This is a genomic window from Arthrobacter sp. YN, from assembly GCF_002224285.1.
Lineage (GTDB): Bacteria > Actinomycetota > Actinomycetes > Actinomycetales > Micrococcaceae > Arthrobacter.
Genome location: NZ_CP022436.1, coordinates 1453622 through 1473207, shown reverse-complemented (window position 1 = coordinate 1473207; position 19586 = coordinate 1453622). Strand labels below are relative to the sequence as shown.

General features: G+C 64.1%; 15 protein-coding genes, 1 tRNA gene and 2 pseudogenes. 8 read left to right on the top strand and 10 right to left on the bottom strand.

Translation table 11 applies throughout. The features are described from left to right. Positions 1–4: 4 nt before the first annotated feature. A complete protein-coding gene (locus CGK93_RS06755; protein WP_232481564.1) occupies positions 5–955 on the bottom strand; it encodes an aldose 1-epimerase family protein in 951 nt (316 codons plus the stop codon). Positions 956–1054: 99 nt separating this feature from the next. On the opposite strand from CGK93_RS06755, the gene galT reads away from it, so the two are divergent. The 3 genes and pseudogenes from galT (at position 1055) to CGK93_RS06740 (ending at position 4663) form a co-directional block, all read left to right on the top strand. After that, a complete protein-coding gene (gene galT / locus CGK93_RS06750) occupies positions 1055–2206 on the top strand; it encodes a galactose-1-phosphate uridylyltransferase (RefSeq protein ID WP_089594161.1) in 1152 nt (383 codons plus the stop codon). Then, positions 2203–3363 carry a galactokinase gene (gene galK / locus CGK93_RS06745; protein WP_089594160.1) on the top strand — a complete coding sequence of 387 codons (1161 nt, stop codon included), beginning with the start codon at positions 2203–2205 and terminating at the stop codon, positions 3361–3363. Before galT ends, galK begins: the two co-directional genes overlap by 4 nt. A 62-nt stretch (positions 3364–3425) precedes the next feature. Then, positions 3426–4663: pseudogene (locus CGK93_RS06740) on the top strand (acetyl-CoA C-acetyltransferase). 195 nt (positions 4664–4858) lie between these two features. Here CGK93_RS06740 and CGK93_RS06735 read toward each other — a convergent pair. Continuing rightward, positions 4859–5770, bottom strand: a complete 912-nt coding sequence (locus CGK93_RS06735) for a Bax inhibitor-1/YccA family protein (protein WP_089594159.1) — start codon at positions 5768–5770, stop codon at positions 4859–4861. A 417-nt stretch (positions 5771–6187) separates the two neighbouring features. On the opposite strand from CGK93_RS06735, the gene CGK93_RS06730 reads away from it, so the two are divergent. From CGK93_RS06730 to CGK93_RS06710, 5 genes are all read left to right on the top strand, one after another. After that, entirely contained in the window at positions 6188–7522 is a 1335-nt protein-coding gene (locus CGK93_RS06730) for a branched-chain amino acid ABC transporter permease (RefSeq protein ID WP_232481563.1), read from the top strand. Positions 7523–7531: 9 nt separating this feature from the next. Then, the gene (locus CGK93_RS06725; protein ID WP_089594158.1) at positions 7532–8500 is read left to right on the top strand and encodes a branched-chain amino acid ABC transporter permease; all 969 of its coding nucleotides are present in this window, start codon (positions 7532–7534) and stop codon (positions 8498–8500) included. Then, on the top strand, positions 8497–9489 hold the full coding sequence (locus CGK93_RS06720; RefSeq protein ID WP_089594157.1) for an ABC transporter ATP-binding protein: 993 nt from the start codon (positions 8497–8499) through the stop codon (positions 9487–9489). Before CGK93_RS06725 ends, CGK93_RS06720 begins: the two co-directional genes overlap by 4 nt. Beyond that, on the top strand, positions 9486–10256 hold the full coding sequence (locus tag CGK93_RS06715; protein ID WP_089594156.1) for an ABC transporter ATP-binding protein: 771 nt from the start codon (positions 9486–9488) through the stop codon (positions 10254–10256). The genes CGK93_RS06720 and CGK93_RS06715 overlap by 4 nt, the downstream gene beginning before the upstream one ends. Before the next feature lie 160 nt (positions 10257–10416). Continuing rightward, complete coding sequence (locus tag CGK93_RS06710) at positions 10417–11274, top strand: phosphotransferase (RefSeq protein WP_089594155.1); 858 nt, start codon at positions 10417–10419, stop codon at positions 11272–11274. A 97-nt stretch (positions 11275–11371) separates the two neighbouring features. Here CGK93_RS06710 and CGK93_RS06705 read toward each other — a convergent pair whose 3' ends face one another. The 8 genes and pseudogenes from CGK93_RS06705 to CGK93_RS06670 all read right to left on the bottom strand — a co-directional run bounded on the left by CGK93_RS06705 (position 11372) and on the right by CGK93_RS06670 (position 19548). After that, positions 11372–12727, bottom strand: a complete 1356-nt coding sequence (locus tag CGK93_RS06705; RefSeq protein ID WP_089594154.1) for an ABC transporter substrate-binding protein — start codon at positions 12725–12727, stop codon at positions 11372–11374. Between the two features lie 322 nt (positions 12728–13049). Then, positions 13050–13123, bottom strand: a tRNA-Leu gene (locus CGK93_RS06700). Between the two features lie 21 nt (positions 13124–13144). After that, positions 13145–14065 carry an N-acetyltransferase gene (locus CGK93_RS06695; protein ID WP_089594153.1) on the bottom strand — a complete coding sequence of 307 codons (921 nt, stop codon included), beginning with the start codon at positions 14063–14065 and terminating at the stop codon, positions 13145–13147. A gap of 121 nt (positions 14066–14186) precedes the next feature. Beyond that, positions 14187–15647, bottom strand: a complete 1461-nt coding sequence (locus CGK93_RS06690; protein ID WP_089594152.1) for an NAD(P)/FAD-dependent oxidoreductase — start codon at positions 15645–15647, stop codon at positions 14187–14189. Positions 15648–15685: 38 nt separating this feature from the next. Further along, positions 15686–17077 (bottom strand): S8 family serine peptidase, encoded by a 1392-nt coding sequence (locus CGK93_RS06685; protein WP_089594151.1) that lies wholly within the window; start codon positions 17075–17077, stop codon positions 15686–15688. After that, positions 17074–18030: a Ppx/GppA phosphatase family protein gene (locus CGK93_RS06680; RefSeq protein ID WP_089594150.1), complete on the bottom strand. Its 957-nt coding sequence runs from the start codon at positions 18028–18030 to the stop codon at positions 17074–17076. The genes CGK93_RS06685 and CGK93_RS06680 overlap by 4 nt, the downstream gene beginning before the upstream one ends. Further along, positions 18027–18710 (bottom strand): DUF501 domain-containing protein, encoded by a 684-nt coding sequence (locus CGK93_RS06675; protein WP_198318453.1) that lies wholly within the window; start codon positions 18708–18710, stop codon positions 18027–18029. Before CGK93_RS06675 ends, CGK93_RS06680 begins: the two co-directional genes overlap by 4 nt. 68 nt (positions 18711–18778) lie before the next feature. Then, positions 18779–19548: pseudogene (locus tag CGK93_RS06670) on the bottom strand (septum formation initiator family protein). Positions 19549–19586 lie beyond the last annotated feature (38 nt).

The following is a 19586-nucleotide window of genomic DNA, read 5'->3' as shown; positions in this document are numbered from 1 at the left end:
AAGCTCAGAGGGACGCGGTGATGCCCCAGCTCATGGTGAACGCCTCGCCGGGGGCCAGCCACTGCAGGCCGTCGCCGCTGTTGAAGGCGTTGGCGGGGCCCGTCATCGGCTCGATGGCCACTGCTTTGGAGCGGCCGGGGAAGGTATCAGTGACAAAGACATGGACGTACGGGGACAGTTCGTCCTGCTCGAGGCTCACGCTGCGACCATCCGGCGCTGTCAGCGTGTGGCGGGCCACCCCGCCGTCGAACGCCAGGTCGGTCAAGGCGACATCAATCAACAGGTCATCCACCGCGGTACCGGCGGAAAGATCGTACTGGCCATCTGCCGCAGCTGTGCTGCGCGGGATCAGCCGCTCATCAGCCACCAGCCGAGTACGGGCTTTTACGGTCAGGACCAGGTCCTCGGTAGCGACGTCGCCAAGGCGCAGGTAGGGGTGCGCCCCGAGCACAAAGGGCGCCCTGTCCTGGGAATCATTGACCAAGGTCTGCCGGACGCGGAGGTCCATGGCCTCGTCCAGCTCATAGCGGACCAGGTGCCGGACCAGGAACGGGTAGCCGTGCTGCGGGAAGACGGTGGCTTCGAGCGTCACACTGAACTCTGATTCGTCCACCAGGGTGTAGGCAGCGTTCCGCAGCAACCCGTGGCTGGCGTTGTTGCGGGACACTTCGGTGACATCGAGTTGCTGCTTCTTGCCGTCGAGGTACCAGACCCCGTCCTCCACGCGGTTGGCCCATGGCGCCAGGGTGATGCCCGTGGCGCCCGGAGGAATCTGGTCGTCATCGTAGCTTTCCGTCAGTTGCACGCCGCCCCGGGAGTAGAGGCGCAGCCCGGCGGCGAGTTCGGTGATGACGGCGAGCGCATCGCCCCTGCGAAGCTCGAATTGGCGGCCCGTGGCGAAGCGGCGGGATTCGGACGGAAGCGCGTTATCGGCGGGTGAAGGCGAGGCAGACATGGCAATACCGTACTTCATTTCGGAACCCGGAGCTTCACGAGCAATGTTAACTTTTGTTAGAAACTATGCGTTTTTGGTCACTTGTGGAACAATGGATCCATGAGTCGCATCACCAGCACCCGCCTTGCGGACAGCCGCGAGCTGATCTACTTCGACGACCCCGGCACTCCGGAGCGAACACCGGAATCACTGGTGGACCACCGCGAGCTTCCAGCCCGTGGCGAGCCCGGCGAGGTCCGGTACGACGCCCTGTCGGGCGACTGGGTGGCCGTCGCTGCGCACCGCCAGGCACGCACGCATCTGCCGCCTGCCGACCAATGCCCTATTTGCCCCACTACCGCGGCGAACCCCTCGGAAATCCCGGCAGCGGACTATGACGTTGTGGTGTTCGAGAACCGCTTCCCCTCCCTGGGCCCTGCCCTGGGTGACATTCCCCCTCTGCCCGCACCGGGCGCCAGCGGCCACGGGATGACCGGACCGGCGTTCGGCCGATGCGAAGTAGTTGCCTTCACCCCGCAGCACACCGGCTCCTTCGCTGAACTCGGCGAGACCCGCGCACGCACCGTCATTGAAGCGTGGGCACAGCGGACCGAAGCGCTCAGCGCCTTGCCGGGCATCAAGCAGGTCTTCCCGTTCGAGAACCGCGGCGCGGACATCGGCGTCACCCTGCACCACCCGCATGGACAGATTTACGCATACCCGTACGTCACACCGCGCGCCGCCCAACTCGGTGCAGTCGCCCGGAAGTACTACGACGACGTCGACGGGAAGGAAACGCTGGCGGCGTCGCTCCTCAAAGCTGAACGCGAAGACGGCAGCCGCATGGTGCTGGAGGCCGAACACTTCAGCGCCTACGTCCCCTTCGCCGCGCGTTGGCCCCTGGAAATCCATCTGGTCCCCCACCGCAGCGTCCCCGACCTCGCAGCGCTCACGGGCGCAGAACGCGACGAACTTTCGCACGTCTACCTTGACCTGCTCAAGCGCCTCGACTCCCTCTACCCCACCCCTGTGCCGTACATCTCCGCCTGGCACCAGGCTCCGCTGGATCCGACCCTGCGCCCTGCAGGCCAGCTCCACCTGCAGTTGACGTCGCCCCGCCGTGCGGCCGATAAGCTCAAGTACTTGGCCGGTTCAGAGGCCGCTATGGGAGCGTTCATCAACGACACCACCCCCGAAGCCGTGGCGGAGCGTCTCCGCAGCGTCGCCGCAGCACCGGCATCCCCCAAGACCTTGGAAGGCACCCGAGCATGACCACCACTACCGATACCAGCGTCCTCACCGCCCGCTTCCAGGAAACGTTCGACGCGGCCCCCGACGGCGTGTGGCAGGCGCCGGGACGCGTCAACCTGATCGGCGAGCACACCGACTACAACGAGGGCTTCGTGCTGCCCTTCGCCATCGACAAGGCAGCAAAGGTGGCATTGCGCGTCCGCGACGACTCAAGGGTGCGCATGCTGTCCACGTTCGGCGGGCACGGTGTGGTGGAGGCGGACCTTTCAGACTCGGAACCCGGATCCGGCGAGGGATGGTCCCGCTACCCGCTGGGGGTCGCCTGGGCCCTCAAAGAGCGTGGCATCACGGTGCCCGGCTTCGACCTCCTGCTCGATTCCGATGTCCCCTCAGGGGCAGGCCTGTCTTCTTCGCACTCCATCGAGTGTGCTGTCATCAGCGCCCTGAATGAGCTGACCGGAGCCGGTCTGACTGCCGAGGACCTCGTGCTGGCAACCCAGCGCGCCGAAAACGTGTTCGTCGGAGCACCCACCGGCATCATGGACCAGTCGGCGTCCCTGCGGGGCGCCAAGGGACAGGCTGTCTTCCTTGATTGTCGCGACCAGCACGTGGACCTGGTCCCGTTCGACGCCGAAGCCTCGGGCTTGGTCCTGCTGGTCATCGACACCAAGGTCTCGCACTCACACGCCGACGGCGGTTACGCCTCCCGCCGCGCGTCCTGCGAGTTGGGCGCCGAGATCCTGGGCGTCAAAGCACTGCGCGACGTCGGCGTGGAACGTTTGGGGGAAGCGTCCGGTCTGCTGGATGAGACCACGATGAAGCGCGTGCGCCACGTGGTCACCGAGAACGACCGTGTACTGCAAACCGTGGACGTACTGGGCAGCCAAGGTCCCGCGAGCATTGGTCCGCTGTTGGATGCGAGCCACGTTTCCATGCGCGACGACTTTGAGATCTCCTGCCCTGAACTGGACCTCGCCGTGGACACCTCCCGCGCCAACGGCGCCATTGGTGCCCGCATGACCGGCGGCGGGTTCGGCGGTTCGGCCATCGCGTTGACCCCGGTGGGCCAGGAGCAGCAGGTGCGCGACGCCGTCGTGCGTTCCTTCGCCGACGCCGGTTACACCGCACCGGACATTTTCACCGTGACTCCGGCGGCAGGCGCCCGTCGTTTGGCCTGACACTTCGGTGATTTCCAGCAACCGCCCGGCGCTGGTGCAGGCGCCGGGCGTAAGCTGTGGCCATGACTGAGGCTGTCATTGTTTCCACTGCCAGAAGCCCCATAGGCCGCGCCTTCAAAGGTTCCCTAAGGGAAGAGCGCCCCGATGACCTCGCCACCGCCATGGTTCAGGCGGCTCTCGCCAAAATTCCGGCGTTTGATCCAGTCGCCGAGGATGGGCGCGGTCTGGACGACCTCCTTCTTGGCTGCGCAGAACCCAGCGGTGAAGCCGGCTCCAACATGGCACGGGTGGTTGCCGTCCTGGCCGGAATGGACCGGGTACCGGCGGCCACCATCAACCGCTTCTGTGCATCGAGCCTGCAAACGCTGCGGATGGCCTTCCACGCCATCAAAGCCGGTGAAGCCAACGCGATCGTTTCCGCCGGGGTGGAGAGCGTGTCCCGCTACCAGAACTGGGCAGGCGCCGGGGAAACGGACACTGCCAACCACAACCCCCTTTTCGGCCCGGCAGCCCATCGCACTGCTGCCAGGGCAGCGTCCAACATTCCGTGGACCGATCCCCGATTGGGTGGCCGCTTGCCGGACATCTACATCTCCATGGGCCAGACAGCAGAGAACGTTGCCACCACCTACGGCATCAGCAGGGCCGAGCAGGATGAGTGGGGCGTCCTGAGCCAGAACCGGGCCGAGGTTGCCATCTCCTCGGGCTTCTACGCCCGCGACATCACCCCCTACACCCGCAAGGACGGCAGCGTGGTAGAGCGCGACGACTCTCCGCGGGCGGGAGTGACCCTTGAAGCGGTGTCCGCCCTGCAGCCCGTTTTCCGCTCCGATGGGACGGTCACCGCCGGCAACGCGTGCCCCCTCAACGACGGCGCCGCTGCCGTGGTGGTCATGAGCGATACCCGGGCCCGCGAGCTGGGCCTCGAACCGCTGGCCAGGGTGGTGTCCACCGGAGTGAGTGCCCTCTCCCCGAGCTCATGGGCATGGGACCTGTTGAATCCACCCAGCGGGCCTTGGCACTGGCCGGACTGACCATGGACGACATTGATCTCGTGGAGCTTAACGAAGCCTTCGCAGTCCAGGTGGTGGCAAGCGCACGGGAACTGGGCATCGACCCCGCCAAGCTCAACGTCCACGGTGGCGCCATCGCCCTGGGACACCCCTTCGGCATGACCGGTGCACGGATGACCAGCACGCTCCTGAACGGGCTCAAGGAGCGCGATGGAACCCTGGGGCTTGCCACCCTGTGTGTTGGCGGCGGGCAGGGCATGGCTGTGGTTTTCGAGCGTCTGAGCTAACCGCGAGGGGGTTCTGGCCGCGAGGGGTTGGATCTCGCCCCTTTGAGCCCTCGCTTACAGTTGAGACCTCGCCCCTCACCCCTTTGAGCCTTTGCTTACACCCGAGACCTCGCCCCTCATGGACACAAAAATGCCCCCGAAGACTCTTCGGGGGCATTTCGCGTTGGCTTACTTTGCAGGTTTGGCCTGCAGCAGTTAGTCGTCGCCTCGCAGGATAGCCAGGAGGCGGATGATTTCCACGTAGAGCCAGACCAGCGTGACCGTCAGGCCGAATGCTGCAACCCAGGAGTAACGCTCCGGGGCGCCGGCGCGGACGCCTTCCTCGATGCTGGTGAAGTCCATGATCAGCGAGAACGCTGCCAGGCCGATGGCCAGGATGCCGATGAAGACACCCAGCGGAATGCCTGCGATTTCCATGCTGGTCCGGAGGCCGAACGGCTCCTGGACAGCTCCGGTCCACATCATCACCATGTTGATCAGCGCGAAGACCGCGTAACCAATAGTGGCGATCATGAAGAAACGCACCATCTTGGGAGTGGCGCGGACCTTACCGCTCTTGAAGAGCACCAGGGTGACGCCGAAGACTGCCAGCGTGCCGATGACAGCCTGGAGGCCGACGCCGGGGTACATGCCGTCGAGGATGCGGGTCAGGCCACCCAGGAAAAGGCCCTCCAAGCCGGCGTAGGCAAGGATCAGTGCCGGTGAAGGCTGCTTCTTGAAGGTGTTGACCAGTGCCAGGACGAAGCCGCCCAGTGCGCCAACGATCATGAGCATGGTGGAGAGTGCGGGAGCAACGAAGAGCGTCACGCCGGCGCCGATCACCAAGACCACGAGGCAGGCGACAGTCTTCATGATGACGTCGTCATAGGTCATGCGGCCGGTGTCGGCGGGGCCGGCAGCCGGCTGGTTGTACATCTGCTGCAGCTGCTCATTGGTCATGTTCTGATGCTGGGCAGACCATGCTGCATGGCCGTCCATGACCTGGCTCGGCGCACGGCCGGGTGCCTGGTTGAACTGCTGGCCGTACGGGTTCTGCGGGACAGGCGGGGCCTGCTTTGCTCCACGGAAATTCTTTCCGTTGAAGACTGGGTTTCCGCCAAGTGCCATTGCGGGTGTCCTCCTGAAAAAGGGCTAGTGATAGTTCACGGTACCAATTACCACGCGCGCGCGGCAGGGAAAGTTCCCCTGTCCACCCAGACGAAACGCAACCGTGACACGAAAGCGGCAGGGTGGCAGAGGCAGGACACGCGCCAAACGTTTAGAAGCACCCTTACACAACAAAGGTTTACTTAAGTGCAGCTACATCATGAGTTGCCTATAGCTTCACAGTTGTTATCTGATCGCGATGTTTGCACCCTCGAACTGGGCCTATATTCAGCCCACCGGGCGGTAACATAGGCCACACATGGGTGACTTAGATCACAATCGAGGCAGCTAGGCAAGAACTGTTCACAAGCCCCATTTACCGTTCGCACCGGCTGCAATGGCGCAGCCGGGACCACCCCCACTGTGGAGGTTTCCATTTTGAGAAGCACACTGCGCGACCCGTCCATCAGACGGTCCAAGGGACTGCAGAGAGTTGTGGGGGCGCTGTTCGCAGCCCTCATCGCCACTCTGTTGATCGCCGCCCCCTCGGCACAGGCAACCACCCCATCGCCTTCGCCATCCCCTACCTCATTCCAAAACAACATCAGCGGGTTCCTCCGTGATGATGCCCGGGCACCCATACCCGGCGTCAAAATCAAAGCCTCAGGCAACGGGTTCGAAGGTGAAGCAACCTCCGGAGCCAATGGCGCGTGGACCATCGGCGTCCCCGTCCAAGGCACCTACACCATCGAGTTGGACACCTCCACCTTGCCGGAGGGCATCGCACTGGCGGAGGGCCAGGACAATCCCCGCGACGTCACGTTCAGCCAGACCTCCAACCTGTCGGTGATCTTCGCCTTCGGTGAGGGCATCGTGGTCCAACAGCAGGACTTTGGCCAGAACCTCCTCAACCGCCTGGTGGCGGGCCTGAGCTTTGGCCTCCTCCTTGCCCTCGCCTCTGTGGGCCTCTCGCTGATCTTCGGAACCACGGGCCTGACCAACTTCGCCCACGGCGAGATGGTGACCCTTGGCGCCGTCCTCGTCTTCATGTTCAACGGCTTCGGGCTCCCCTTCTGGCTCGCGATCCTTCTGGCACTGATAGGCGGCGGGCTCTTCGGCTACGTCCAGGACGCCGGACTCTGGCGTCCACTGCGGAAGCGCGGTTCCGGCCTCGTTCCCATGATGATTGTCAGCATCGGCCTGGCATTGGCCATCCGCTACGTCATCCAGTTCTTCTTCGGTGGAGCAACCCAACAGCTGCCCGGCGCACAAAGCGCGGAAATCCAGATTGGCCCTGTTTCCATCTCCCCGAACAACCTCTGGTCGCTGGTCATCAGTGCCGTGGTCATCGCCTTGATCGGCATCGTCCTGCTGAAGACCCGTCTGGGCAAGGCGACCCGCGCCGTGGCGGACAACCCGGCGCTGGCCGCTGCCTCCGGCATCGACGTCGACTCCGTCATCCGCATTGTCTGGATCGTTGGCGGCGTCCTCGCCTCCCTCGGTGGCATCCTGTGGGCGTACTACCGCCCGGGCGTTACCTTCGACATGGGCTCGCAGATCCTGCTTCTCATCTTCGCCGGCGTGACACTCGGTGGTTTGGGAACCGTCTTCGGCGCCTTGATCGGCTCGATCGTCGTCGGCATCTTCGTGGAACTGACTACTGTGTTCGGTCTCCCCGCCGACCTCAAGTACGTCGGTGCACTGTTCATCATGATCGTTGTTCTTCTGTTCCGACCGCAGGGTATCCTCGGCCGGCGTGAGCGTGTGGGTTAGGAGCGGGCCATGGACTTCGGATTCATTTTCTCCAGCGCCCTTGGCGAATTATTCAGCCCGACGACGGCGGCGTACGCACTTGCCGCTTTGGGCCTTGCGGTTCACTTCGGCTACTCAGGCCTGCTGAACTTCGGCCAGGCAGGCTTTATGGCCGTTGGTGCCTACGGTTTCGCCATCTCCACCCTGAGCTTCGACGCTCCGTTCTTCCTTGCACTGATCATCTCCATTCTTTGCTCGGTGATCTTCGCCTTCATCCTCGGTATTCCCACCCTCCGGCTACGCGCCGACTACCTGGCAATCGTCACCATCGCAGCGGCAGAAATTGTCCGCTACGTAGTCACCACCAACCAACTCACCAGCGTCACGGGCTCCGCCAACGGCCTGGCCGCGTTTGAAAACACGTTCTACGCCATGAACCCCTTCCCCGAGGGGTCCTACATGGGCATGAACAACCGTGACTTCTTCATCCGCGTCGTCGGCTGGGGACTGGTGATCGTGTGCTGTGTGCTGGTGTGGCTCCTCATGCGCAGCCCGTGGGGCCGTGTACTGAAGGGCATACGCGAAGACGAGAATGCTGTCCGTTCGCTCGGTAAGAACGTCTACGCCTACAAGATGCAGGCACTGATCATCGGTGGTGTCCTGGGAGCCTTGGCGGGCATGATCTTCACGCTCCCCCGCGGCGCTGTCCAACCGTCCAACTACGGCACGGAACTGACGTTCTTCCTGTGGACCTGCCTCCTCCTCGGTGGCATGGCCACTGTCCTGGGGCCGGTCATCGGAGCCATGATCTTCTGGGTTGTCCTGTCGCTGACCCAGAGCCTGCTCTACGGCCTTATCGAATCAGGGGCAGTCACGTGGCTGACCACCGTCCAGGCCGGCCAGTTGCGCTACATCCTGGTGGGTGTCGCGCTGATGCTCCTGATGATCTTCCGCCCGCAAGGCGTCTTCGGCAATAAGAAGGAGCTTGCTTTCGCATGAGTGAGACCAACGAACGCAATACCGAGAATATCGACTACATGACCGATTCGCGGCCCATCGCCGTCGGGGAAAACACCCCCGGCTGCAAGAAGCGCGATCCCATCGTAGTGGCAGAGGATGTCACCCGGTCCTTTGGCGGCATCAACGCTGTGGACGTCGAATACCTCGAGATCCCGCGCCACAAGATCACTGCTTTGATCGGGCCCAACGGCGCCGGCAAGACCACCTTGTTCAACCTGCTCACCGGCTTTGACACCCCCAATACGGGCAAGTGGCAGTTCGAGGGCAACAGCTTGGCAGGCGTTTCCTCCTACAAAGTGGCACGCATGGGAATGGTCCGCACGTTCCAGCTGACCAAGGTGATGGGCAAGCTGACCGTCATGGAGAACATGCGCCTCGGCGCCGCTGACCAACCTGGCGAACGGCTCTCCAAGGCCCTGTTCAAGGGCATGTGGGGAGGCCGCGAGAAGGAAATCACTGCCCAGGCCAACGTGCTGTTGGAGAAGTTCAAGCTGGATGCCAAGAAGGACGACTACGCTGCGTCCCTCTCGGGTGGACAGCGGAAGCTGCTGGAAATGGCACGTTCCCTGATGGTGCGACCCAAGCTGGTGATGCTCGATGAGCCCATGGCCGGCGTGAACCCAGCACTGACCCAGTCGCTGCTGGACCACATCAAGAACCTGAAGGCTGAAGGCATGACCGTGCTGTTCGTGGAGCACGACATGAACATGGTCCGGCATATCGCGGACTGGGTAGTGGTCATGGCAGAAGGCAAGGTGGTGGCTGAAGGCCCTCCGGGCGAAGTCATGAAGAACCCTGCCGTCATCGATGCCTACCTTGGTGCCCACCATGACGTGGACCTCGGCGATGCTGAAGGCATCAAGGTGCTCGAAGCCGAACTCGAAGCCGACGAAGAGTCGGTGGTGGGTACTGAAGACGCCGGCATCCTGTCCGACATCGCTGAAACCAAGAAGGAGGACGGGAAATGAGCAGCCCCGCCGCAATGCCCGCCTCAGCAGCTGCTCCGGCAGGCGATTCCGTCGTCAAAGTCACCAACCTCGTGGCCGGGTACATTCCCGGGGTCAACATCCTCAACGGATGCAGCATCGAGGCCCGCAAGGGTGAGTTGATCGGCATCATCGGCCCCAACGGCGCCGGCAAGTCCACCCTGCTGAAGGCAATGTTCGGCCTGGTGAAGGTCCACTCCGGCACCGTGGTGGTCCGGGGCCAGGACCTCACTGGTTTGAAAGCCAACAAGCTGGTGACCCAGGGCGTGGGCTTCGTGCCGCAGACCAACAACGTGTTCGCAGCACTGACCATCGAAGAGAACCTCCAGATGGGCATGTTCCAGCGTCCCAAGGCCTTCGCCGAGCGCTTCGATTTTGTGACCAGCCTGTTCCCGGACCTGGCCAAGCGGCGCGCCCAGCGGGCAGGGTCGCTCTCCGGCGGTGAGCGCCAGATGGTGGCCATGGGCAGGGCGCTCATGATGGATCCGGCCGTACTGCTCCTGGACGAGCCGTCAGCAGGCCTCTCCCCCGTCAAACAGGACGAAACCTTCCTCAGGGTCCACGAGATCAACCGTGCCGGCGTCTCGGTGATCATGGTGGAACAGAACGCCCGCCGCTGCCTGCAGATCTGCGACCGCGGCTACGTACTGGACCAGGGCAAGGACGCATACACGGGAACCGGCCGTGAGCTCATGAAGGACCCCAAGGTCATTCAGCTCTATCTGGGCACCTTGGCGGACGAGGTCTAGACACCGCAGCCCCACACCATGGAAGGCCCCGGGACACCACAACACCACCCGGGGCCTTCCGCTGTTTAAGACACACTTTTGCCAAGGGATCGGCAGCTTGGATAAGCCGCCTGGACCCCTTCAGCCAACGCGGAATGACACCCAATGGCATGCTGGACTGATGACGGGAACCATCACGGAACTGCAGCAAAGCCTCCTCTTGTCATGGCTTGGTGGCTTCACCGTGGTTCAGGACCACTCATGGCCCCTCCAGGACACCACCGTCCTCCAGGTGGCTGCCCCGGATGGCAACGAATACATCGTCAAAGCCAGCACCACGAGCCACCACATCCGGAGGGAAATTGCGGCCTACTCGCGGGGCCTGCCGGGGCTGCACGGCAGGGTACCCGCCCTGAGGCACGCGGCGCCTGAGGCAGGCCTCCTGGTCACCGGGTACTTGCCCGGGACCCTGGTGGCCGGAACCTCCTCCGAATCCGATCCCAGGACGTACCGTGAGGCCGGCATGCTGCTCTCAAGGATGCACCTGCCGGCCGGAACCTCCCGCAGCTACGCAAGGGCGCTGACTGCCAGGACGGGCTCCCTCATTCAACGCGCCCACGGTCTCTTGCCCGGGGAGACGCGAAGCCGCCTACAAGAAGCCCTTGATGCGGTGGAGCCGGGTCCTGCCGCGCTGGTGACAACCCATGGCGATTACCAGCCCCGGAATTGGCTGGACGACGACGGACTGATCAAAGTGATCGATTTTGGCCGCGCTGAGCTTCGCCCGTGGGTTCATGATCTGGTCCGGCTCAGCCACCAGCAGCTGCTCGCTCAGCCAAAGCTTGCCGCGGCCTTTCACGAGGGGTTTGGCAGGGTGATCGCCACCGAGGAGGAGCACCACCTGTGGACGCTGGAAAACCTCAACCAGTCAGTGGGCACGGTGGTCTGGGCACACGGCGTGGGAGACGCCGTCTTTGAGCGTCAGGGCGTGGAAATGGTGACCCGGGTCCTTGAAGGGTTCCTCCCCTTCGACGGGTAGCGATCGCAGTCCAGCACAGAAAGTCCAGCACAGAACAGGCCCCCTTCCAGATGAGGAAGGGGGCCTGTTACCGACTGCGGTTTAGATCAGTTGCGGTTTAGAGCTTGCCGAATTCTTCACGGACCGGCTTGTAGGTGTTGTCATCCTGGTATTCGTAGATACCGATGTACGCCTCTGTGGGGTCGCCAGCGTCGGAGAACGTGACCGGACCGGACTGGCCGTCGTAGTCGATGTCCTTGCCGTCGCGGAGCAACGTGACACAGGCTGCGAAGGTGGTGCACTTCTCGCCGCCTTCAGAGACTTCCTTCAGCTTGGCTGCGATTTCCGTGCCCTTGGTGCTCTTGGCGGCCTCAGAGGCCAGCGAGATCAGGTTCACGGCGTCGTAGGACTCGCCTGCGTAGCTGTAATCCTTCAGGGCGGGATCGATGGCGAGGAGCTTCTTCTTGAAGTCGTCCTTGGCGAACGTACCGGGAATGGTTCCCTGTGCGCCCTTCATGGTGCCGGCCTGGAAGTCCTTGCTGTAATCGGAGGTGTTGCCGTCAACCATGAACAGCTGCGTGGGCTTGATGCCCTTGCCGGTGATCAGGGGGACGATGCTCTTGGCTTGGTCGAAGGTGATCAGGGCGATCGCATCCGGCTTGGCTGCGAGGACCTTGTCCACCTGGCTGCTGAACTGGGAGTCGCCCTCGTTGAAGAGTTCCTCAGCAACAACCTTGCCGCCGGCTGCCTCGAAAGCTTCCTTGACGTTCTTCTGGAGACCGGTTCCGTAAGCGTCGTTCAGAACGATCATGCCAACGGTCTGTGCTCCACAGGTAGCCATGTAGTTGCCCAGAACCTTGCCCTGCAGGACGTCGGACGGTGCAGTTCGCCAGTAGAGGCCCTTGTCGTCCCACGTGGTGAAGTCAGGCGAGGTGTTGGCGGGCGAGAAGTGGATAACACCGGCGCCCGTGATCTGGTTGATGACCGTCTTGGAAACGCCGGAGGATGCGGCACCGATAACGGCGCTCACACCCTGGCCCAGGAGGGCGGTGGTGGACTGGGTGGCGATGTCCGTCTTGGTATCACCGGAGTCACGGTGGACCACAGAGACAGGTGCGCCGAGCACGCCACCGGCGTCGTTGACTTCCTTGATGCCGAGGTTGACGCCGGCAATTTCGGGTGGGCCGAGGAACGCCAGCGACCCCGTCGTCGGCAGGAGCGATCCAAGTTTCAGTGGTGCGTCAGTGGTGGTGGTCGAGGGAGGTACTGGTCCCGTGTTGGTGGCAGCCTGGCTGTTGCCGGCTCCCGCCCCGCCGCTGGGAGCCGGGCAGGAAATGCCTGCGGCCGCGGCGGAAGAAGACCCGGTCTGGGTAGGAGTCGAAGACCCACCACAGGCCGTGGCCAAGAGAGCGACCCCAATGCCAAGCGCTGTTAGCTTGGCGGCTCGGGGCGCCGCTGGGGAAAGATCAAACATGCGTTGTCTCCTCGATCGAAAGGTGCGAACTGCCTTTGATGCGATTACTCAGGTGTTCCTGATTAAGACTCAAACTAATGCAATTGCGCGGCGAACATAAGTGATTCAGGTCACATCCCTATAACACTCGTTGCCTGTGGGGAATCTACGAGCCGGCTGGGAATTTCCGCGGAGGATCCTCAGGAGCACGGCGAAAGCGATATGGGCGGGGAAGCCAACTACCAAACAGGCCACCAAGGCACGATGAGGTGGCCGCTCGGGTGAAAACAAAAAGCCCCCGAATCCCCTTTGTTCGCAAGGGTTTCGGGGGTATTTCTGTGTGTGCCCCAGGTGGGACTCGAACCCACAACACGCGGATTTTAAGTCCGCTGCCTCTGCCAATTGGGCTACTGGGGCGCCCGCACCATGGTATCCCAGCTATAGCCCGCTGAATGGACCTGCGTAGCGGAAGGTGCCGCGGACGTCGTCGGGCCATGCGGGAAGCGTCAACAACTGGAAATGATCGCCCCACATCGCCTCAGGCGGTTGCACACCCACAGAGGTTGCCGGCACGTAACCGAAGCGCGGGTAGTACAGGGGGCTGCCGAGCAGGGCGATGCCGGGCTCACCTGCGGCTGTGGCACGGGCCGCAGTCTCGCGCATCAACGCTGAACCGACCCCGCGCTTCTGAAAGGCGGGAAGCACGCCGATCGGGCCCAACCCCAGCAGTTCCAAGTCCCCGATCCAGCCCCGCGTGCTGATGGCATGCCCCACAATCTCCCCACCCATTTCCGCGACGATGCTGAACTCAGGAAGATATTCAGGGCACTCAAAAAGCTCGCGCAGCAGCCCTACTTCAATCGGCACGCCTTCCACGGGCTCACCGGTCACCGGCGAGACGGAGAAGGCCTGGGCAGTCAGGTCCAGAATCTCGGGGCGGTCCTCGGGACGCTCACTTCGGAGCACCAGACCCTTGCCCAAAAGCCGGAGCACATCCATGGCCCGGCCCGCGTCGGCGGAAGGCACCAGGAGGTGGTCGTGGTGGAAGCCCGCCAGGACGTTGCAGCTGATTCCCGCGTGGGTCAGCGCGGCGCTCACGGCAGCCGTAAGGCCCACCGCTTCGAGTGCCGAATGGACCTGGAGCGTGATCCATGTGGCCACGAAGTCGTAGCTGAGACCCAGAGAATCAGCCTCGTCCCGGCGGAGGACAACCGTAAGGCCCTCCGCCTCGCGCACAGCCGCCTCGATCCCGCCCTCCAGTGGCCTGCCGTGTGGCCACAGGGCATAGACGTAGTCGCCATCGCGGGCTTTGGGGTGAAGGGATTGCAGGAGTGTCTTCAGATTGGTTTCGCCGGGCATGGCAACAGTCTAGGGGCGCAGCAACCCGGCAACGCAGTGCGCACACCTGCTTAAACGCCGACGGCGGCCACTCCCCGAAAGGGAGCGACCGCCGTCGTGCGTGGACTGCGTCGTGCGTGGACTACTTGGCGTCAGCAGTGACCGGGGTCTTGGCTTCCTCGGCAACCGGCTTGGCTTCCACCGGAGCAGGTGCCGGAGCAGCTGCGGGCTTGGGAGCCGGCGTTGCAGCGGCCACGAAGGCACCGCGCGGGTTGTCGAGGTCCATCAGCTGCGTGGTGTCGCGGCCGGCGAAGAAGGCCAGGATCCAGCCGAAGATCACACGGAACTTGCGCTCAACCGTGGGCATGGCCATGCCGTGGTAACCACGGTGTGCCAGCCAGGCGAGGCCGCCCTTGAGACCGATACGGCCGAGCAGGTTGATGTTGGCAACACCCTTCCACTCGCCGAAGCCGGCCACAGCACCAAGGTTCTTGTGCTTGTAGTCGTGCAGCGGCTTGTCCCAGCGGGATGCCCACAGGTTCTTGGCGAGCTTCTTGGCCTGGCGAAGAGCGTGCTGGGCGTTGGGGACGCAGGTGCCGTCCGGCAGGCCCTTGCCCGTGAGGTCCGGAACAGCTGCGATGTCGCCGGCGGCCCAGGCGTTCTCCACGATGCCTTCGTCGCCTGCGATACGCAGGTCCGGGAGGACGCGGACACGGCCACGGGGTTCCAGCGGGAAGTCGGTGGAGCGGATCATCGGGTTGGCCTGCACGCCGGCAGCCCATACCAGGGTGTCTGCTTCAACTTCCTGGGCCGGGGTCTTGTCCGGGAGGTTGATCAGCTTGAGGTTGCCCTCGGCGCTGTCAAGGGAAGTGTTGAGGAGTACTTCGATGCCACGGCTGCGGAGGTGCTCCACAACCCACTCGGCCTGCGAGGCAGTGACCTCAGGCATGATGCGGCCCATGGCTTCGACCAGGATGAAGCGGACTTCTTCCTGGCGGATGCGCGGGTTGTTGCGGACCGCGGCGCGGGCGAGGTCTTCCATCTCGGTGAGGCACTCGATGCCGGCGAAGCCGCCACCCACCACGACGAAGGTCAGTGCCTTGGCGCGCTCTGCGGGGTCGGTCATGGTGGAAGCGGCTTCAATGCGCTCCAGCACCTTGTTGCGCAGTGCAACGGCTTCCTCGATGGTCTTCAGGCCGATGCCCTTGTCCGCGAGGCCCTTGATGGGGAAGGTACGGGTAATGGCGCCTGCTGCGATGACGACGTCGAAGTACGGGATTTCGAAGTTGTCGCCGCCGTCGGACGGGGCGATGACCGCGGTCCTGTTGGCGTGGTCGATGCTGGTGACGCGGCCCTGGATGAGCTCAGTCTGCTTCAGGTGCTGACGGTGGGAGACGACGGCGTGGCGTGCCTCGATGTTGCCACCGGCTACTTCCGGGAGGAAGGGCTGGTAGGTCATGTACGGCAGTGGATCAACGACGGTGACGATGCCGCCGGCGTTCGCGATCTTCTTCTGCAGTTTGAGGGCTACGTACAAGCCGACGTAGCCGCCGCCGACGACGAGAACCCGGGGACGGTCAATGAGCTCTGGGGTGGTTGCCATGTGTCCAGAGTACAGTACTTTGTGAAAATCTTCACTAACTACGTCCGGGTGGGTGGATCCACTTTCAGAAGCGCACCCGTTTCGGCTTCCTCGGCCACCGCTGGCGCGTTTTTGGAGACCTTCCGCAACTGGATCGCGGCGCCCGTCACCAGGGCAAGGAACAAGGCTCCAAAACCAAGCACGACGGCGGCCGGCAAGGCGTCGTCGACGGTCGCCGGCGTCTTCGCGGCCGGAACGGTCGGATCGGCGAGCGTGGGTGCTGCGCTGGTGGGGCTCGCCACGGGAGCCTGCGACGGCTCGCTGAAATCTCCCCGGCGGTGGACCCGGATCCAATCAGCGATGGAACCCAGCGGGTTGCTGCTGGTGGCAGCCACGTCATCTTTCAGGGCCGCGTCGGCGTTAAGGATGCCGTAGCCGTAGAGGGGATCCTTGCCCGGAGCTCCCGCGTCCTTGGCCGTGCTCACAATTCTGTTGATGACCTGATTGGCACTCATCTCCGGCCATTTGGAACGGATGAGGGCGGCCACACCGGAAACGATGGGGGCAGCACCGGACGTTCCCGCCCATTCGGCGTATCCGCCGCCGGGGATGCCGCCTACCAGCTTCTCGGCCGGCGCGGCGACGCCGATGCTGATGCCCTGGGACGAGGAGTCGACGCTGGCGCGCCCCTCACCGTCGAGTCCGGCGACGGTCAGGACACCGGGAATGGTCGCCGGGGCTCCGACCTGCACGTTGCCGCCCACGCGGTTGCCGGCGGCGGCGACGATCACCACGTCCTTCTGCTCTGCATAAAGGAACGCCGCATCCCAGCTCTGCGGCCAGTCCGGCGAGGTACTGCCCAAGGAGATGTTGATGACCTTGGCGCCGTTGTCCACGGCCCACCGCACGGCGTCCGGAATCTGCTCCTGATCCGTTTTGCCGCCCGGGTTGGGTGATCCGAGCCAGGTGGAGACGGCCAGGATTTGCGCTTCAGGCGCGACACCGGTGATCCCATCCGGCCCCCCGGCAGGAGGGATGGTGGGCGGCCCTGGAGGGGGCGCGGATCCCGTTGGTGAAGGCGAGGCCGTGGGGGTGGTGTGGCCCCGCCCGGCGAGCATCGTGGCAACCAAGGTTCCGTGCTCGGTCTTGGCACCAATACTCTTTTGCCCATTGGGTGCTCCCGCGCCCGAAACGTCCGTCCCGCCCACCACCACGCCTTTGAGGTCCGGGTGGTTTCCATCAATGCCGCTGTCGATGATCGCAACCTTCACGCCGGCACCCTTGGACACCTGCCAGGCGTTGATCACACCCGAATCCTTGAGCCAGAACTCTTTGTCCCGCCATGCGTCTGCAGTGGCGGCAGGCGCCGTCAACAACGCACCCGCCAACGCCCCGCCTGCCAAGGCTGTGGCAAGGGCAGCAGAGAAAGTCCGGCGAAAACGCAACGTCATGCGGGGTCCCGGATGCTGAGGGCAATGCCATCCAGGATGTCATGCTCGCTGGAGACGGCCGTAGCGATCCTGCCACTGCTGACACTGGCCAGACGGTCCAGGATCCGGCGCCACACCAAGGCGCCGGCACCAATAACGTCCACGCGGCCCGGATGCATGTACGGAAGCGCTGCGCGCTCGTCCCGCGTCATTTCCAGCAGGTTGGTGCAGGCGTCGGTGATGGTTTCGAGATCGAGTGACGCACCATGGATCCGGTTCGGCTGGTATTCACTCAGGCCCAGCGCGTGGGCCGTGATGGTGGTGATGGAACCCGCAACGCCCACCACGGCTGTGGCGCGGTCCAGCGGTACCGTCTGCGCGGCAAGGTCAAGTGCGGCGTCGACGTCGGCCTCTGCTGCCGCGATTTGCGCAGCGGTGGGCGGATCGCTGCGGAGGTGACGTTCGGTGAGCCGCACGCAGCCGATGTCCACGGATCGTGCCGCGATGACGCCAGTGGAGTCGCCCAGGACGAACTCAGTACTGCCGCCACCGAGGTCCACCACCAGGATGGGGTCCTCCCCCGTGGCCGGCAGGACACTGCTGGCGCCGGCGAAGGACAGCGCCGCTTCCTCGTCCCCGGAAATGACCTCAGGCTCCACACCCAGGAGATCGCGGATGCCGTCCACGAACGCCTGCCGGTTTCGGGCGTCGCGGGTGGCGGACGTCGCCGCGAAGCGGACGTGCCCGGCGCCGTGCACCTTGATGAGTTCGGCGTAGTCACGTGTTGCTGCGAACGTGCGTTCCAAGGCCTCGGGTGCAAGCTCGCCGGTGGCATCGACACCCTGGCCGAGTCGAACCACGCGCATTTCACGCACGACGTCGGCCAGCGGGCCCGGTGCGCCGTCTGCTGAAGCATCCGCGATAAGGAGGCGGATGGAGTTGGTTCCGCAGTCGATCGCTGCAACGCGGCTCATGCAGTGCCTTCCTGGTGGCCCGGAGTGTCCGTCTTCGGTTTACGAACCGGCGCCGGGCGCCCCACGATGTCCGGCAGCCCCTGCGGCCCGTGCCGGCTCAGGTCCCGGGAGGGTGCCTCACCGGCAGTGTCCCACGCGCCATCGCAGTAACAACGGTCCTTGGTCCACCACTCCGTGATGGCGCCCAGTGCTTCGTCTCCCAGCGGGTTGACGCCCGGCCCTGCGGCCAGGGAATGCCCTACCAAGACGTGGAGGCACTTCACCCGGGAGGGCATGCCACCGGCGGAGATGCCGTCGATCTCGGGGACAGCGCCGGTTCCGGAGCGCCCGGCGATGTCATTGCGGGCCTGGAGGTAGGCCTCGTGGGCGCTGTGATAGGCGCCCGCCAGGTCCTGGTCGGCCGTGAGTCGATGATTCATCTCATTCATGAGCCCGCCCGCTTCCAACCGCGACACCGCGGAGGTGATGACGGGGTGGGTTAGGTAGAACGTGGTGGGGAACGGTGTTCCGTTGCTGAGCCGCGGCGCAGTAGCCGCCACCAGCGGATTGCCGCAGACGCACCGTGCAGGGATCTCAACGACATCCCGAACCGGCCTGCCGAGCTGGCGGCTGAGGACCTCAAGATCATGTGCTGATGGCTGGCGGGATTCCTGCGGCACGGCTGCCGTGTTCTCTTCCACTTGCGCTGCCACCCTTCCTGCCCTTGTTGCCGTGTCCACTGCGGACACGACGGCGGTGGGCACCGCGTCTAGTCAGTTGCCGATCGTCTGATTGACTCCCACAGAGCATCCACCCAGGGCAGATTCTCCGGGTTTGCAGACGATCCGGAGCCGGTGCGGCCACCCGGCGTGCCGGCGGCTTCTTCTCCCCCAAACACCCAGTAACCTGTTTCACCCGGCATAACCATGTTAATGCGGTCGCGGGCCTGTTGTTTCACGTAGTTGGGGTCCTGCCACCGGGAAAGCTGCTTGTTGAGCTCGGCCTGCTCTGCTTTCCGTCCTGCAATTTCGGCCTCCAACGCTGAAATTTCGGCACGCTTCTCCAGGAAAATCTTCACCGTGGGGCCAACATAATGGTGATCGCAATCATGACTACTGCCAGCGCCAGCATCCTGCCGGAAAACGCTTTGGCCGGTACGGGATCCAGATCATGGTCAGCTGTGGCCTTGGTGTCCGGCGTGCTGGGAGCCTTGCCCGCGGGCTTGGATTGGCCCACGGTGGGCTTCTTGCCGGCAGTCCTGCCGGTTGGTGCGCTGCCGGCGGCAGGTGCTTTGGTGCCGGCAGCCGGCGTCGAGGTTTTGGCAGTTATCCGCGGTCCGCCAAACTCGGCTTTGATGACATCGCCGCTACTGGAACCGGAACCTTTTGTCCCTGCACCCTCAGTGCTTTTGGCGGCAGTTCGCGGACTGGCGCCGGTGGCCCGGGTTTCGCTGGCGGGGCGGCCCGCACCGGAGGAACGGCCTGCACTGGAGGGGCCCAGTGCGTCGGCCCTGGGTACCTTTGGACGACGGGTGGCCATGACACTCCTGTAATGCCCGGTGCTTGCCTGGCGGGTTG

Bases quoted from the DNA above. Each gene is read 5' to 3' on its own strand.
- galT (WP_089594161.1), top strand. From the start codon at position 1,055: ATGAGTCGCATCACCAGCACCCGCCTTGCGGACAGCCGCGAGCTGATC.
- CGK93_RS06680 (WP_089594150.1), bottom strand. From the start codon at position 18,030: ATGAGCCGCGTTGCAGCGATCGACTGCGGAACCAACTCCATCCGCCTC.
- CGK93_RS06755 (WP_232481564.1), bottom strand. From the start codon at position 955: ATGTCTGCCTCGCCTTCACCCGCCGATAACGCGCTTCCGTCCGAATCC.
- CGK93_RS06735 (WP_089594159.1), bottom strand. From the start codon at position 5,770: ATGGCACTTGGCGGAAACCCAGTCTTCAACGGAAAGAATTTCCGTGGA.
- CGK93_RS06705 (WP_089594154.1), bottom strand. From the start codon at position 12,727: ATGTTTGATCTTTCCCCAGCGGCGCCCCGAGCCGCCAAGCTAACAGCG.
- galK (WP_089594160.1), top strand. From the start codon at position 2,203: ATGACCACCACTACCGATACCAGCGTCCTCACCGCCCGCTTCCAGGAA.
- CGK93_RS06690 (WP_089594152.1), bottom strand. From the start codon at position 15,647: ATGGCAACCACCCCAGAGCTCATTGACCGTCCCCGGGTTCTCGTCGTC.
- CGK93_RS06725 (WP_089594158.1), top strand. From the start codon at position 7,532: ATGGACTTCGGATTCATTTTCTCCAGCGCCCTTGGCGAATTATTCAGC.
- CGK93_RS06710 (WP_089594155.1), top strand. From the start codon at position 10,417: ATGACGGGAACCATCACGGAACTGCAGCAAAGCCTCCTCTTGTCATGG.
- CGK93_RS06715 (WP_089594156.1), top strand. From the start codon at position 9,486: ATGAGCAGCCCCGCCGCAATGCCCGCCTCAGCAGCTGCTCCGGCAGGC.
- CGK93_RS06720 (WP_089594157.1), top strand. From the start codon at position 8,497: ATGAGTGAGACCAACGAACGCAATACCGAGAATATCGACTACATGACC.
- CGK93_RS06695 (WP_089594153.1), bottom strand. From the start codon at position 14,065: ATGCCCGGCGAAACCAATCTGAAGACACTCCTGCAATCCCTTCACCCC.
- CGK93_RS06685 (WP_089594151.1), bottom strand. From the start codon at position 17,077: ATGACGTTGCGTTTTCGCCGGACTTTCTCTGCTGCCCTTGCCACAGCC.